Below are 15,161 nucleotides of genomic sequence, written 5' to 3' on the forward strand. Positions count from 1 at the left end.
GGTCCGTCGTGGGGTCGTGGGGCCGGTCGCGGCGCCCCGTGTTCGTCAGCCTAGCGACGGCGGCCGCTCCGGGGGCGCGGCGGCGCCGCCGCGCGGCGCCCCGGGGCCGCCCCCCGCCCCGCCCGCCCCCCCCGGCCCGGCGCCCGCCGCGCCGCCCGCCCCTGCCGGGCCCGTCGCGACCGGCCCGGCCACGGCCGCGACGGGTCAACCGACCGCAAAGAGCTGAGCGGCCGGCGGTGGTGACGTTGTGAGTGGCCTGTGGACGCTGAGTCAAGTTTCCATAACCGCGCGTTTCCGTGGAACGCTGTGCCCCGGCGATGACGTTGGGTCCGGTGGCCCCCCGTCAGCTCAGCGCGCCGGGAGGGCCCCGGCCGGAACGACCAGGTGCAGCGGACCAGAAGGAGGTGCGGCGTGTCGACGCCGCTTGCCGACACGACCAACCCCGACCTCGGCCTGCTCTACGCCGTCAACGGCCTGGCCAAGCACGCCCCGACGTGGCTTGACCACCTGGTCTCCTGGATCGGCGAGTACGGCATCCTGCTCGGCCTCGGGATGCTCGGCCTGGTCGGCTGGCTTCAGGCCAGACGCCGCCCGGACGCGCCGGTGGCCGTCGCCGGGCTGCTCTGGGTGCCGCTCTCGGTCGCCATCGCCGAGCTGGCGAACCTGCCGATCGCCGCGATCGTGAACCGCCCGCGCCCCTTCGTCGACCACACCGGGCTGACGGTGCTGGTGCAGGGCAAGGAGGGCACCCACTCGTTCGTCAGCGACCACTCGACGATGTCGATGGGGGTCGCGGTGGCGCTGTTCCTGGTGAACCGGCGGCTCGGCTGGATCGCCGGGGGCCTGGCCCTGCTCCAGGGCTTCTGCCGGATGTTCATGGGCGTCCACTACCCGACGGACGTGATCGGCGGCTACGCGCTGGCGGCCGCGGTGGTGCTGCTGCTGGCGCCGATCGCGATGGCGGTGCTGGTCCCGCTCTGCCACGCGCTGAGCCGCACCGCGGTCGCCCCGCTGATCCGGGCGTCCGGGAAGAGCGCCGGCCCCCGGGGCGGCGGGCGGAGCGGTCGGCGGCGCGGGCGCGAGCGCGGTTCGGCGCGGGCCGGGGAACAGCGGCCGGAGTCTGATCTGGCGGCCTGACCCCGCCGGTCCGGAGCCGTGCGGGCCCGGGGCCGGTCGCGGGCTCTCAGTCCGGGTCGGCGCCGCTCTCGGCGAGGTGGTCGGCACCCTCGCGCCGGGCCAGGTCACGCGAGCGTCTGGCCGCGGAGAACCACCCGCAGCTACAGGTGGCGAAGGCGAAGGAACCGCGTTCACTGACGGCGACGCGGTGCTCGGGCATCCGGGTGCCGGGGGCGGCCGGCAGCTCACTGTGCACGTGGTTCACCGTAACGCGCCGGACACCCGGCGCGCGACGCCCGGTGCGCGCCCGGTCGGCCGTAACCCTTCGCGCCTCAACTCGTTTGCCCGGAAAGAGCTCTGCCCGCCCGGTGGTGTCCGGCAGGGCAGTCGGGCCCGAGGGGGTTGTCGCGAGGATGAAGATGACCGACCAGCAGCGCACCGGCCGGCGGCGCCGCCGTCCGGGGCCGCACGTGCGCTCGGCGGCCGGGGCCGCCCTGCTCGCCGCCGCCCTGGCCGGCCTGGCCACCGGCTGTTCGGCCGGTTCCGCCGGCGGCTCGGCCGACCAGCAGTCGGCCGTCCCCGACCAGCTCGCCGCGGACCCGCTGACGGCGGTGCGCAACGCCGCCGACATCACCGGCCGGACCGGCTCCGCGCACACCGCCACCGAGCTGACCACCGAGTCGTCCGAGAAGAAGGCCGTCTTCTCCGGTACGGGCGGCTACGACTACGTGAAGCGGATCGGCCGGCTGGAGGTGGCGGTGCCACCGGGCGCGGCGACCACCGGGAAGATCGTCGAGGTGGTCCTGCCGGGCACCGTCTACCTGCAGAACAGCGGCGCGAAGGTGCCCGAGGGCAAGTGGGTCAAGCTCGACGTGCGCCAGCTGCCGGACGGCAACCTGGTCAGCAGCGGCGCCACCGACCCGGCCACCGCCGCGGGCGCGCTGCGCGGAGCGCAGAAGGCGGAGGCGGTCGGCACCGACACGGTCGACGGCGTGGCGCTGCATCACTACCGGGGCACGCTGGACCTGGCCAAGGCGGCCGACGCGACCGGCGGCCGGGGCGGGGACGGCTTGCGGATGGGGGGACAGACCTTCACCGTCAAGGAGGTCCCGTACGAGGCCTGGCTGGACGACCAGGGCCGGCTGCACAAGGTGGTCGAGGTGTTCACCTTCGCCGGGGTGGCCGGGTCGAAGGAGGCCAAGGACCAGGTGAAGGTGACGTCGACGACCTCGCTGTCGGACTTCGGCAAGCCGGTGGAGGCGGCCGAGCCGCCGGCCTCGGACATCTACGCGATGAAGCCGTCGGAGAGCCCGAAGTAGGCCGCCGGGGCAGGGCTCCGGCGCCGGGGCGAGACAGGGTGCCGCCGGAGCGGGTGGCCGTCCGGGGAGCGGCGGCCACCCGTTTCGGCGGCGCCGAGATGGCCCGTCCGTGCCATGTGGACGGGCTCCGGAGTGCCTAGGCTGGACGTCGGGTGGCTGCCGCCCGGGCTGGCGAGGCACTGAAGGGGTGGTGCAGGTGGTGTCGTCCACGGGCGGCCGCAGCGGCGGCCACGACGACGCGGCCCTCGACGAGATCGAGCTGGCCGGCGAGCTGATGATCGCCGCGACGGCCAGCACCGACGACCGGCTGCCGACCGAGCGGATCGACGAGGTGCTGCTCGACCGGGCCGAGCCCGGGCAGGTCCACCCCGGGCGGATCGACGGGGTACCCGCGGACCCGGGCCGGTCCGACCGGGGGGAGGCGGCGGGTTAGCGCCCGTCGCCTCAGCTGCGGAGCAGCCGGCCGATCGCGGCCGTGGCCTCCGCCACCTTGGCTTCGAGCTCGGCGCCGCCCTCCTCGGCGGCCGCCGCGACGCAGTGCCGCAGGTGCTCCTCCAGCAGCGAGAGCGCGAAGGACTGCAGGGCCTTGGTGCTGGCCGACACCTGGGTGAGCACGTCGATGCAGTAGACGTCCTCGTCGACCATCCGTTGCAGGCCCCGGATCTGGCCCTCGATCCGACGCAGCCGCTTGAGGTGGGCGTCCTTCTGCGCGCTGTACCCGTGCGGGCCGTGCCCGCCGTGGTGGCCGGCGCCGGCCGCGGGGGTCTGGCCGGCCTGCGGGTCGGTCCCGTGCGCGTCCGGCTCGGTGCGCGCTTGCGTCGTGGTCATCGGCCCGCCTTCGTCTGGGTGCCTGGTGGCTGCGTCGGCCACCAGTGTCCAACACCGGGGCCACCCGTGGTGTTCCGACGACCGGACCGGCACGTGCCGGGTGGTCCCGACCGGCCCGGGCCCGGCTCCGGCGGCGGTTGAGCCGTCTGAGCGGGCGTCCCGGTCCGCCGCCGCACGACGAGGACAATCCGGGCGAGGTTCCGTCAGACTGGTGACCCACGTCCGCACATGGATGTGCGGTCCGGGTCAGCTGGTGCGACAGCCGAACGGAAGGGGAGGTTCCGCCTCCTCCTTCACCACCCCGTTTGCGCGATTGCGCTTGGTTGCACCTAGCATCGTTCAGTCCCTACCCCGCACATCGGAGATTTCCGTGCGTTTTAGCCTGACCCCGAAGGAGACGAGTTTCTACGACATGTTCGCCGCTGCCGCGGAGAACCTCGTCGTCGGATCGAAGCTCCTGCTGGAACTGCTGGGATCAGACGTGTCGGCCCGCGCGGAGATCGTCGAGCGCATGCGCGCCGCCGAGCACGCCGGGGACGACACCACCCATGCGGTCTTCCACCAGCTGAACTCGTCCTTCATCACGCCCTTCGACCGCGAGGACATCTACAGCCTCGCCTCGTCGCTGGACGACATCATGGACTTCATGGAGGAGGCCGTCGACCTGGTCGTCCTCTACGACATCCAGACCCTGCCGAAGGGGATCGAGCAGCAGATCGAGGTGCTGGCCCGGGCCGCCGAGCTCACCGCCGAGGCGATGCCGAACCTGCGCACCATGTCGAACCTGACCGAGTACTGGATCGAGGTCAACCGGCTGGAGAACCAGGCCGACCAGATCCACCGCAAGTTGCTCGCCCACCTGTTCTCCGGCCAGTACGACGCCATCGAGGTGCTCAAGCTCAAGCAGGTCGTGGACGTCCTTGAGGAGGCGGCGGACGCGTTCGAGCACGTCGCCAACACGGTGGAGACCATCGCCGTCAAGGAGTCCTGACCCTCGTGGACACCGCAGCACTCATCGCCGTCGTCGGCGTTGCGTTCTTCTTCACCTACACCAACGGCTTCCACGACTCGGCGAACGCGATCGCCACGTCGGTCTCCACCCGGGCGCTGACCCCGAAGGCCGCGCTGGCGATGGCCGCGGTGATGAACCTGGCCGGCGCCTTCCTCGGCAGCGGTGTGGCGCACACCGTCTCCAGCGGCATCATCGAGACCCCCAAGGGCAGCCAGGGGATGGCGATCCTCTTCTCCGCCCTGATCGGCGCGATCGCCTGGAACCTGATCACCTGGTACTTCGGTCTGCCGTCCTCCTCCTCGCACGCGCTGTTCGGCGGTCTGGTGGGCGCGGCGCTGGCCGGCGGCACCGAGGTGCTCTGGAACGGCGTCATCGACAAGATCGTCATCCCGATGATCGTCTCGCCGGTGGTCGGCCTGATCGGCGGCTTCCTGGTGATGCTGGCGATCCTGTGGATCTTCCGCCGGACCAACCCGCACCGCGCCAAGCGCAACTTCCGGGTCGCGCAGACCGCCTCGGCCGCCGCCATGGCCCTCGCGCACGGCCTTCAGGACGCGCAGAAGACCATGGGCATCGTGGTGATGGCGCTCGTCATCTCCGGCCAGCAGGCCACCTACGACATCCCGGTCTGGGTGAAGATCTCCTGCGCCACGATGCTCTCGCTGGGCACCTACGCGGGCGGCTGGCGGATCATGCGGACGCTCGGCCGCAAGATCATCGAACTGGACCCGCCGCAGGGCTTCGCGGCCGAGGCCACCGCCTCCACGGTCATGTACATCACCTCGTTCGTCTACAAGGCGCCGATCTCCACCACCCACGTGATCACCTCGGCGATCATGGGCGTGGGTGCCACCAAGCGGATCCGCGCGGTGCGCTGGGGCGTCGCGAAGAACATCGTGCTCGGCTGGTTCATCACGATGCCGGCGGCCGCCATCGTCGCAGCGCTGGTGTACTGGTTCGTCCACCTGTTCTGGGGCTGACCGGCCCTGAACCCGCCGCAGAACTGACAGGGCCCGCCCCCACATCTCGGGGGCGGGCCCTTTTCATGCCCCACGGCGGCACCGCCATGCAGCACCGCGGAGCAGCTCTGGGTGTTCGGCCTAGCCGAAGCGGCCGGAGATGTAGTCCTCGGTCGCCTGGACCGACGGGTTGGAGAAGATCCGCTGGGTGTCGTCCAGCTCGATCAGCTTGCCCGGCTGGCCGACGCCGGCCAGGTTGAAGAAGGCGGTGCGGTCGCTGACGCGGGCCGCCTGCTGCATGTTGTGGGTCACGATGACGATGGTGAACTGCGACTTCAGCTCGCCGATCAGGTCCTCGATGGCGAGGGTGGAGATCGGGTCGAGCGCGGAGCAGGGCTCGTCCATCAGCAGGACCTGCGGCTCGACCGCGATGGCGCGGGCGATGCACAGACGCTGCTGCTGACCGCCGGAGAGGCCGGCCCCCGGCCGGTTCAGCCGGCCGTTGACCTCCTTCCAGAGGTTGGCGCCCTTCAGCGAGCGCTCCACCACCTCGTCCAGGACGGACTTCTTGCGCACGCCCGCGAGCTTGAGGCCGGCGACCACGTTGTCGTAGATCGACATGGTCGGGAACGGGTTCGGGCGCTGGAAGACCATGCCGACCGAACGGCGGACGGCCACCGGGTCGACGTTCGAGCCGTACAGGTTCTCGTCGTCCAGCAGGACCTTGCCCTCGACGCGGGCGCCGGGGATCACCTCGTGCATCCGGTTGAGGGTGCGCAGGAAGGTGGACTTGCCGCAGCCGGAGGGGCCGATGAAGGCGGTCACCGAGCGGGGTTCGATGCTCATCGAGATGTCCTCGATGGCCTTGGTGGTGCCGTAGTAGGCCGACAGTCCGCTGACGTCGATGCGCTTGGCCATGATCGTTGCTTCTCTCGTCTGTCTTCGTACGTCAGTCGGGCGCTCAGTGACCGGCCTTGGGCGAGCGCCAGCGTGCGATGCCCCGGGCGATGAGGTTGAGCCCCATCACGAAGGCGATCAGCACCAGCGCGGCACCCCAGGCGCGGGCGTAGCCGTAGTCGTTGTTGACCAGCGAGTACTGCTGCCAGATGTACATCGGCAGCGACTGCTGGGGTCCGTCGAACGGGTTGCTGTTGATGTAGTCGGCGCCGAACACCAGCATCATCACCGGGGCGGTCTCGCCCGTGATGCGGGCGACCGCGAGCATCACACCGGTGGTGATGCCGCCGATCGCGGTGGGGAGGACGATCCGCAGGATGGTCTTCCACTTCGGCACGCCGAGCGCGTACGAGGCCTCGCGCAGCTCGTTCGGGACGAGCTTGAGCATCTCCTCGGTCGACCGGACCACGACCGGCATCATCAGGATCGCCAGCGCGAGGCTGCCCGAGAAGCCCGAGTAGTTGAAGCCGAGGGCCAGGTTCCACAGGGAGAGGATGAACAGACCGGCGACGATCGACGGGACGCCCGTCATGACGTCGACGAAGAAGGTGACGACCTTGGCGAGCCGGCCGCGGCCGTACTCGACCAGGTAGACGGCGGTCAGCAGACCGATCGGGGCGGCCATCAGGGTGGCCAGCAGCACCTGCTGCAAGGTGCCGATCAGCGCGTGGTAGATGCCGCCGCCGGGGCCGGACTGGAGCACGCCCTTCATCGAGTGGCTCAGGAAGTTCCCGTTGACCACCTCGATGCCCTGCTGGATGGTGTACACGGTCAGGGCGACCAGCGGGACGACGGCCAGGATGAAGGCGACCCAGACCACCGAGGTGGCGAAGCGGTCCTTGGCCTGACGGCGGCCCTCGACCCGGGCCGATGCCAGGTAGCTGATCACCATGAACAGCGCGGCCGAGATCAGGCCCCACTGCAGGTGGCTCTCCAGGCCGCCGACCGCGCCGATGCCGCAGCCGAGGGCGATCGAGCCGGCGGCGACGGCCGCCGGGGCCCACTTGGGGAGCCGGTTCGCGGTCAGCGGCCGGCCCAGCGGACGGGCGTCCGCCGGCACGGAAGTCGTTGCGGAACTCATGCGTTGGCCCCCGAGTACTCCTTGCGGCGGGCGATGATCAGTCGCGCGGCACCGTTCACCAGCAGGGTGATGACGAACAGGACGAGGCCGGAGGCCATCAGCGCGTTGCGGCCGTTCTCACCGGCCTCGGCGAACTTCAGCGCGATGTTCTGCGCGAAGGTGCCGCCACCCGGGTCGAGGATGTGCAGCGAGAGGACGTTGCTGGCGGACAGCACCACCGCGACCGCGATGGTCTCGCCCAGCGCGCGGCCGAGGCCGAGCATCGAGGCCGAGATGATGCCGGGGCGGCCGAACGGCAGCACCGCGGTGCGGATCATCTCCCAGCGGGTCGCACCGAGCGCGAGCGCCGCCTCCTCGTGCATCCGCGGGACCTGGCGGAACACCTCTCGGCTGACCGCGGTGATGATCGGCAGGATCATGATCGCCAGCAGGATGCCGACCGTGAACAGGTTGCGCGGGGTGGTGCCGGTCTTGGTCTGGTCGAAGATGTACGTCCAGCCCAGGTACTCGTTGAGCCAGCTGGTCAGACCGTTCATGTGCGGCACCAGGAACAGCGCGCCCCACAGGCCGTAGACGATGCTGGGGACGGCCGCGAGCAGGTCCACCAGGTAGGCGAACGGCTGGGCGATCCGGCGCGGCGCGTAGTGCGAGATGAACAGCGCGATCCCGATGGCCACCGGCACGGCGATCGCCATCGCGATGACGGCGCTGACGATCGTGCCGAAGACCAGGACGGCGATGCCGAAGACCGGCTTCGGGGCGTCCGGCGCCCACTCGAAGGTGGTGAGGAAGTTGCCCTGGTTCTTGCTGAGGGCCAGGCCCGTGCGCCAGGTCAGGAAGCCGGCGATCGCGGCCATGACGACCAGCAGCAGGATGCCCGAACCCCGGGCGAGGTTCAGGAAGATCTTGTCGCCGAGCCGGCTGTCGCGCTTTCGGCGTTCCCTGCCTCGCGGGGCGGCAGGGGAGGATGAAGTCATTGGTCTACTCCGGTCTGGTGGCGCCGCCCCGGAAGGGGGACGGCACCATGGCGGCGGTGCCCCGGATGGTGCGTGGTCGTTACGTCCCGGCGGAGCGGCCCCGGCCCCCCTCGCTCACGGGGCCGCTCCACCGGTGGTCCCGTGGGATCAGGCCAGGGTCGGGATGACGGCGTTGACCTTGTCGGTCAGCTCCTTCGGCAGCGGGACGTAGCCCTTCTCGCCGACCGCCTTCTGACCCGCGTCGCTGGCGGTGTAGGTGAAGAAGGCCTTCAGGGTGTCCAGCGTCTCGGCCTTGTTGCCCTTGTCGCAGACGATCTCGTAGGTGACCAGGACCAGCGGGTACGAGCCCTCGTCCTTGGTCGCGTAGTCGAGCGTCAGGGTGAGGTCGCCGGCGGCACCGTTGCTGGTGACCTTGGCCTTGGCGAAGGTGTTGGCGGCGTTCTCGGCGGTGGCCGCGACCGGCTTGGAGGCACCGGTGTTGATCGCGGCGCTCTTCAGGTTGTTGGTCTGGGCGAAGGAGAGCTCGACGTAGCTGATCGAGTTCTTGACCTGCTTCACCTGGGCCGCGACACCGGCGCTGCCGTTGGCCGACTGGCCGCCCTTGGCCGCCCAGGTCTTGCTGGACGGGTAGGTCCAGGCGCCGGCCGAGGCCTTGGAGAAGTACTTGGTCAGGTTGTCGGTGGTGCCGGAGTCGTCCGAACGGTGGAACGACTGGATGTCCGCGTCCGGCAGCTTGGCGCCCGGGTTCAGGGCGGCGATCGCCGGGTCGTTCCACTTGGTGATCTGCGAATCGAAGATCTTGGCGGCGGTCGGGCCGTCCAGGACCAGGTTGTCGACACCGTCGATGTTGTAGACCAGCGAGATCAGGCCACCGACCATCGGCAGGTCGATGCCCTGGCCACCGGTGCAGACCGCCTTGGTCTGGTCGACCTCGGCCGGCTTCAGGGCCGAGTCGGAACCGGCGAACTGGACCTTGCCCTGGGTGAACTGCTGGACACCGGCACCGGAGCCGACACCGCCGTAGTTGATGGTGGTACCGCTGCAGGCCGCGCCGAAGGTGGTCTTCCACAGGTCGATCGCGTTGCCCTGGGCGGTCGAGCCCGCGGCGATCAGCGCACCGGGCTTGCCACAGTTGATCGCGGCGGCGGACGCCGAGCCCGAACCGCTCGCACCGGACGCGGTGGTGTTGTTGTTATCGTCCGAGCCGCAGGCGGCGAGCGACAGCGAGCTGACGAGCGCCATGGCACCGATGGCGAGGGCCTTGGAGCGGCCGTTCCGCTGGAGCTTCACAGGGGTGTCCCTTTCTGTGGCATTGCCCGTCGCGCGGGCCGTGAGAACACGGCGGAGCACGGGTTTTGCTGTGGTCCGGGGCCCGTTCGGCCCGCCGGTAACCCCGAAGTTAGGACGGATAAGTGACACGACAGCCGGTCGTAAGTGAACGGAGAGTGAACCTCGAACGGATGGCAGGAAACTACGTCAGGTAGTAACGGTTGCGTCACGGCAAGGGCGCGACGAGATCACTTCCACCGTTCCTTCACCGTTGCGGCCTCGCCCGAGTGCACGGGCCGTACGCCCAGGATCGCCAGCAGCGCGTCGACCAGCAACCGGTCACGCCCGTGCGTCAGCCGGGCCCGGGCCTTCCCGGCCGGCAGCCACTCCAGCCGGTCCACCTCCCGGTTCGGCCGGAACGCCCCGCCCGCGGGCACCGCCGCCCAGTACCGGACCTCCTTCGGCCGGCCCTGCACCAGGTAGTGCTGGGACGGCAGCTCCGGGCCGAGCAGGCACGAGAACCCGGTCTCCTCGCGGACCTCGCGCACGGCCGCCGCGGCCATGCCCTCCCCCGGGTCGAGCTTGCCCTTCGGCAGGCTCCAGTCGTCGTACTTCGGCCGGTGGATCACCGCGATCCGCGGCCGCCCCAGCCGCCCGCTCTTCTTGACCCGGCCCGGCAGCCAGAGCACCGCGCCCGCCGCCAGGATCACCGGGCCGCGTCCGGCCCCGGTCGTGGTCCTCTCCTCTGCTTGCCCGGTGCTCAGGCGCTCGCGCAATTCATGCCGTCCGTGGTGCGGGGGAATGCCCCCAGCCCTCGGCAGGGGGGATCTCCAGCCAGCCGTCCAGGCCTGGCGGGAGGTCGGGCCACCGGCGGCCGAAGGCGTACCGCGCCGCCTCCACCTCCAGTCGCTGATCAGCATGCACCACGCCCAGCACGTAGGCGGTCGCGGGGGTGATCCGCGGCGTCCGCGCCGCCGTGGCGGCGGTGACCGCGGCGTCCGCGGCCTCCTGGTGCCGGCCCAGCACCGCGTCCAGCTCGTCCAGCTCGGCGGACGGGCGGCCGCACACCTCCAGCGCGTACCGGGCCCGCTTCACCAGGATCCGCAGCCGGGCCCAGGGTGCGTCGTCGGCCGCCAGCGCGGCGTCCGCGTCCGCCGCCCCGCGGGCCGCCGGGACGGCACCCAGCCGCCGCAGCCCGTCCCCGCCGTACGGCGTGGCCGCCCGTTGCAGCGGCAGTTGCTGGGCGCTCGCGGACAGCGCGGTGAACGCGGCCGCCGCCTGCGGCAGCAGCACCGCCGACGCCCGCCCGCCCGCCGCCTCCAGCAGCGGCGCGTCGCCCACCAGCAGCGTCATCCGGTCCGCCAGGGCGTGCAGCCGGGCCGACCGGAGCTCCTGGAGCACCGTGGAGTGCGCCCTGGTCCGGGCCAGGGTCAGCTGCCGGTCCAGCAGCGCCCGCGCCTTCGGCGCCCCGGCGTGCCCGGCCAGCATGCCGGTGCCCTCCGGGTCGGTACCGCTCAGCGAGTCCAGCGCGCCCAGCAGCCGGGCCGACCGGCGGACGTACCCGGGCTCCAGCGCCAGCAGGTTGAGCAGCCAGCGCAGCTCGGTGCGCGACTCCTGCGCCCAGGACTGCTCGAAGACCGCGCCGAAGGTGTGCAGCAGCCCGCCGATCCGCCGGACCGCCCGCAGCAGGTCGCCGGTGGCGGCCGCCGGGACGACCGCGGCCGCGCCCGGTCTCGCGCCGACCTCGCCCACCGCCAGCGGCAGGGCGCGCAGGAACGCACCCGCCTGGACGGTGAGGTGGCTGGAGAGGATGTCCCCGGCGGTCGCGGTGGCGGCCGCCTGGGCCGTCATCGGCGCATCGGTCATGGCGTGGTAGATCCCCGTTCCCCCGGGGCCGTCCCCCGGGGCTGGTGGCCGACCGCTGGAGCAGCCGCCCACGGGGTTCGGGGCCTGACTGCTCCAGCGGCTCGCATCAGTAGTCGCGTCAGCGCGAGGTGGCGGCCCGGCGGCGCTGGCGCGAATCGATGAGCAGGTCCTGGACGTGCCGCAGCGGTCGACCTTCGGTGTCCTGCGAGTGGCGGGTCCACGCGCCGTCCGGTCCCAGGTGCCAGGACTGGGTCTCGTCCGACACCCCGAGGTCGATCAGCCCGGAGAGCTCGGCGCGGTGGGCCGGATCGGTGATCCGCAGCAGCGCCTCGATCCGGCGGTCCAGGTTGCGGTGCATCATGTCGGCGCTGCCGATCCAGACCTCCGGTTCGCCGTTGTTGCCGAACACGAAGATCCGCGAGTGCTCCAGGAAGCGGCCGAGGACGCTGCGCACCCGGATGTTCTCGCTCAGCCCCGGCACCCCCGGGCGGATCGCGCAGATCCCGCGCACCCAGACGTCCACCGGCACCCCGGCCTGCGAGGCCCGGTAGAGCGCGTCGATCACGGCCTCGTCGACGATCGAGTTGACCTTGAGCTTCACGTACGCCGGGCGGCCCGCCCTGTGGTGGGCGATCTCGTTGTGGATCCGCGAGATCAGCCCGTCGCGCAGACCGCGCGGGGCGGTCAGCAGGCGGCGGTAGGACTCGCGGCGGGAGTAGCCGGAGAGCCGGTTGAAGAGGTCCGAGAGGTCCGCGCCGACCTGCGGGTCCGTGGTCAGCAGCCCCAGGTCCTCGTACAGCCTGGCCGTCTTCGGGTGGTAGTTGCCGGTGCCCACGTGCGAGTAGCGGCGCAGGGTGTCGCCCTCCTGGCGGACCACCAGCGACAGCTTGCAGTGCGTCTTCAGCCCGACCAGGCCGTACACCACGTGGCAGCCGGCCTCCTCCAGCTTGCGGGCCCACTTGATGTTGGCCTGCTCGTCGAAGCGCGCCTTGATCTCGACCAGGACCAGCACCTGCTTGCCCGACTCGGCCGCGTCGATCAGCGCGTCCACGATCGGCGAGTCACCGGAGGTGCGGTACAGCGTCTGCTTGATCGCCAGCACGTCCGGATCGGCCGCGGCCTGCTCCAGGAAGGCCTGCACCGAGGTGGAGAAGCTGTCGTACGGGTGGTGCAGCAGGACGTCGCGCTCGCGCATCGCGGCGAAGATGTCCGGCTGGGACGCCGACTCGACGTCGGTCAGCCCGCGCGCCGTCCCGGCCACGAACTTCGGGTACTTCAGCTCGGGGCGGTCCAGCTCGGCGATCCCGAACAGGCCGGTCAGGTCCAGCGGACCGGGCAGCGGGAAGACCTCCGCCTCGGTGATGTTCAGCTCCCGCACCAGCAGGTCCAGGATGTAGGGGTCGATCGACTCCTCGACCTCCAGCCGGACCGGCGGGCCGAAGCGCCGCCGCATCAGCTCCTTCTCCAGGGCCTTGAGGATGTTCTCGGTGTCGTCCTCCTCGACCTCGAGGTCCTCGTTGCGGGTGACCCGGAAGGCGTGGTGCGCCAGCACCTCCATGCCCGGGAACAGCTCCTCCAGGTGCGCGCCCATCACGTCCTCCAGCGGGACGTAACGCTGCGGCGAGGCCTCCAGGAAGCGGGCCAGCGACTGCGGGACCTTCACCCGGGCGAAGTGCTTGTGGCCGGAGACCGGGTTGCGGACCACGACGGCCAGGTTGAGCGAGAGTCCCGATATGTACGGGAAGGGGTGTGCCGGGTCGACCGCCAGCGGGGTCAGCACGGGGAAGATCTTCTGCCGGAACAGGGTGTGCAGCCGGGCCTGCTCCTTCTCGGCCAGCTCCGGCCAGCGGACCACCTCGATGCCCTCGGTGGCGAGGTCCGGCAGCACCTCCTGCTGGAAGGCGGCGGCGTGCCGCGCCATCAGCTCGCGCGAACGGGTCCAGATCAGGTCCAGCACCTCGCGCGGCTGTAGGCCGGACGCGCTGCGCTGGGCGACGCCGGTGGCGATCCGGCGCTTCAGACCGGCCACCCGGACCATGAAGAACTCGTCCAGGTTGCTCGCGAAGATCGCCAGGAACTTGGCCCGCTCCAGCAGCGGGATGCCCGGGTCCTCGGCGAGCTCCAGGACGCGCTCGTTGAACGCGAGCCAGCTCCGCTCACGGTCGAGGAAGCGGCCCTGCGGCAGTGCTTCGAACTCCTGCTCGTCCGCGGTCGGCGGCTCCGGCGGTATCCCCAGCGCGCTGGACATCCGGGTCGGCGGGGACAGCGGGGCAGAGACGGGGCGGGGGATGCTCATGGGCTCCAGCTCCTCCAGCAGCAGGACGGCGTCCGGACGCGAATGGCTCTGCGGCCCGTCGTCCTCGCCCGGGGCCAACGCCCAACCACCGGGCGCGGTCCGTGCCGAACCGGCCGACGGGTGTCGGTCGCCTCTGCACGAGCGAGACACTACGGACTTCATCCTGTGATCTTCGCGGCAGCAATTGAATCCACGGTAAACACCGCATGGCCAGGAGGAAAGCTGAGTCGGTCGGAGCCGGGGCGGTGCCGTCCCGCCCCTTGCCCCGAACCGCCCGGTGTGGCTAGGCCCGTCGGCGCTGCGGTCGACCGTGGTCGATCTTTGGTCAGACCGCCCGGTCGGGGCGGTACTGGACGCGGTACATGAGGTCCACCTCGTGAATGGTGAATCCCAGTCGTTCATATACCCGCACAGCGGCCGGATTGTCGGCGTCGACGTAGAGAAGAACGGTCTCCAGGCCGCGCTCGCCGGCCGCGGAGCCGGTCAGATGACGCAGCCCGGCCGCCGTCAGTGCCCGGCCCAGGCCACTGCCCTGCTCCGCCGGGTCCACACCGATCACGTACACCTCGCCCAGCGCCGGCTCGGTGGCGTTCGCCGGGTGCACCTTGGTCCAGTGGAAGCCGACCAGCTTGCCGTCGCGGGTGGCGAGGAAGAAGCCGGCCGGGTCGAACCAGGGCTCGGCCAGCCGCTCGGCCAGGTCCTGCTCGGTCCAGGCGCCCTGCTCCGGGTGGTGGGCGAAGGCCAGCGCGTTCAGCCGCAGCCACTCGGCGTCGTCCTCGCCGGGCCGGAAGGTCCGGAGCTCGACACCCTCCGGGAGGGCCACGGCCTCGGTCTGCGGACCGGTGCGGCGCATCTGCCGCAGCTCGCGGACCAGCTCGGCGTCGTACCGCTCGGCCAGGTGCCGGGCCGCCGGGTGGCCGCCGTGCACCCAGAAGTCCACCGCGTCGCGGCCGGCCGCGTGGGCCTGCGCCAGCACCGCGTCCACCAGCGGGCGGGCCAGGCCGCGGCCGCGGGCGGCCGGGTCGACCACCAGCTCGGCGGCGGGGTTGGCGGCGGGGTTGGCGGCGGAGCCCTCGGGGACCTCGAGCTGGCCGTAGCCGAGGACGATGTCGTTGTCCTTGTCGTCCGCCTCGATGACGTGGGTGACACCCGGGCGGGGAGTCCCGGCGTTCCGCAGCCGGAGCCGGCCCTGCTCGGACACCGCGGCCCGGCCGTCCAGCGCCTGGGCCTCCGCCAGCACGCGCAGGGCGCCGTCGCGCTGCTCGGGGCGGAGCACGTCGTTCGCGATGACCGCTGTCTGATCGCCTGCCTGATCGCGTGTCTGATCGTCCATGCCCTGACGATACGTCACCGGAAATGCAAAGAACCCCCGATCCGAATGGATCAGGGGTTCTTTGTGAATGATTGTTCGGCGGCGTCCTACTCTCCCACAGGGTCCCCCCTGCAGTACCATCGGCGCTGTGAGGCTTAGCTTCCGGGTT

Annotated in this window: 15 protein-coding genes and 1 rRNA gene; 5 read left to right on the top strand and 11 right to left on the bottom strand. The window is 71.3% G+C overall.

Annotated features, from left to right (window positions below):
- Positions 1-411 precede the first annotated feature (411 nt).
- A complete protein-coding gene (locus tag ABTY15_RS38260) occupies positions 412-1,137 on the top strand; it encodes a phosphatase PAP2 family protein (protein ID WP_350606694.1) in 726 nt (241 codons plus the stop codon).
- A gap of 46 nt (positions 1,138-1,183) precedes the next feature.
- Here the strand turns inward: ABTY15_RS38260 and ABTY15_RS38265 are convergent, their stop codons facing one another.
- Positions 1,184-1,372 carry a hypothetical protein gene (locus ABTY15_RS38265; RefSeq protein WP_350606696.1) on the bottom strand — a complete coding sequence of 63 codons (189 nt, stop codon included), beginning with the start codon at positions 1,370-1,372 and terminating at the stop codon, positions 1,184-1,186.
- Positions 1,373-1,535: 163 nt separating this feature from the next.
- Here ABTY15_RS38265 and ABTY15_RS38270 point away from each other — a divergent pair, with 163 nt between their 5' ends.
- Positions 1,536-2,435 (top strand): SCO4651 family lipoprotein, encoded by a 900-nt coding sequence (locus ABTY15_RS38270; protein ID WP_350606700.1) that lies wholly within the window; start codon positions 1,536-1,538, stop codon positions 2,433-2,435.
- Between the two features lie 196 nt (positions 2,436-2,631).
- The gene (locus ABTY15_RS38275; RefSeq protein ID WP_350606704.1) at positions 2,632-2,868 is read left to right on the top strand and encodes a hypothetical protein; all 237 of its coding nucleotides are present in this window, start codon (positions 2,632-2,634) and stop codon (positions 2,866-2,868) included.
- 11 nt (positions 2,869-2,879) lie between these two features.
- On the opposite strand, the gene ABTY15_RS38280 is transcribed toward ABTY15_RS38275, so the two are convergent.
- Complete coding sequence (locus ABTY15_RS38280) at positions 2,880-3,263, bottom strand: metal-sensitive transcriptional regulator (RefSeq protein ID WP_350606705.1); 384 nt, start codon at positions 3,261-3,263, stop codon at positions 2,880-2,882.
- Between the two features lie 370 nt (positions 3,264-3,633).
- Between ABTY15_RS38280 and ABTY15_RS38285 the strand changes: the two genes are divergently transcribed.
- Complete coding sequence (locus ABTY15_RS38285) at positions 3,634-4,254, top strand: DUF47 domain-containing protein (protein WP_329489086.1); 621 nt, start codon at positions 3,634-3,636, stop codon at positions 4,252-4,254.
- Between the two features lie 5 nt (positions 4,255-4,259).
- On the top strand, positions 4,260-5,255 hold the full coding sequence (locus tag ABTY15_RS38290) for an inorganic phosphate transporter (RefSeq protein WP_350606712.1): 996 nt from the start codon (positions 4,260-4,262) through the stop codon (positions 5,253-5,255).
- A gap of 120 nt (positions 5,256-5,375) precedes the next feature.
- Here the strand turns inward: ABTY15_RS38290 and pstB are convergent, their stop codons facing one another.
- The 9 genes from pstB to rrf all read right to left on the bottom strand — a co-directional run.
- Positions 5,376-6,152, bottom strand: coding sequence for a phosphate ABC transporter ATP-binding protein PstB (pstB, locus tag ABTY15_RS38295; protein WP_350606716.1), 777 nt, complete (start codon positions 6,150-6,152; stop codon positions 5,376-5,378).
- A 43-nt stretch (positions 6,153-6,195) separates the two neighbouring features.
- On the bottom strand, positions 6,196-7,272 hold the full coding sequence (pstA, locus tag ABTY15_RS38300; protein ID WP_350606722.1) for a phosphate ABC transporter permease PstA: 1,077 nt from the start codon (positions 7,270-7,272) through the stop codon (positions 6,196-6,198).
- Entirely contained in the window at positions 7,269-8,249 is a 981-nt protein-coding gene (gene pstC / locus ABTY15_RS38305) for a phosphate ABC transporter permease subunit PstC (protein WP_350606725.1), read from the bottom strand. Before pstC ends, pstA begins: the two co-directional genes overlap by 4 nt.
- 147 nt (positions 8,250-8,396) lie before the next feature.
- The gene (gene pstS, locus ABTY15_RS38310; protein ID WP_350606727.1) at positions 8,397-9,539 is read right to left on the bottom strand and encodes a phosphate ABC transporter substrate-binding protein PstS; all 1,143 of its coding nucleotides are present in this window, start codon (positions 9,537-9,539) and stop codon (positions 8,397-8,399) included.
- Between the two features lie 227 nt (positions 9,540-9,766).
- On the bottom strand, positions 9,767-10,282 hold the full coding sequence (locus tag ABTY15_RS38315; protein WP_502893685.1) for an NUDIX hydrolase: 516 nt from the start codon (positions 10,280-10,282) through the stop codon (positions 9,767-9,769).
- Between the two features lie 13 nt (positions 10,283-10,295).
- Positions 10,296-11,384 (bottom strand): CHAD domain-containing protein, encoded by a 1,089-nt coding sequence (locus tag ABTY15_RS38320; RefSeq protein ID WP_350606729.1) that lies wholly within the window; start codon positions 11,382-11,384, stop codon positions 10,296-10,298.
- A 118-nt stretch (positions 11,385-11,502) separates the two neighbouring features.
- A complete protein-coding gene (locus ABTY15_RS38325; RefSeq protein WP_350606731.1) occupies positions 11,503-13,680 on the bottom strand; it encodes an RNA degradosome polyphosphate kinase in 2,178 nt (725 codons plus the stop codon).
- Positions 13,681-14,005: 325 nt separating this feature from the next.
- Positions 14,006-15,013 carry a mycothiol synthase gene (gene mshD / locus ABTY15_RS38330; protein WP_350606734.1) on the bottom strand — a complete coding sequence of 336 codons (1,008 nt, stop codon included), beginning with the start codon at positions 15,011-15,013 and terminating at the stop codon, positions 14,006-14,008.
- Between the two features lie 73 nt (positions 15,014-15,086).
- Positions 15,087-15,161 (bottom strand): 5S ribosomal RNA (gene rrf / locus ABTY15_RS38335); the annotation flags it as partial.

Source organism: Kitasatospora sp. NPDC097643 (genome assembly GCF_040302625.1).
Lineage (GTDB): Bacteria > Actinomycetota > Actinomycetes > Streptomycetales > Streptomycetaceae > Kitasatospora.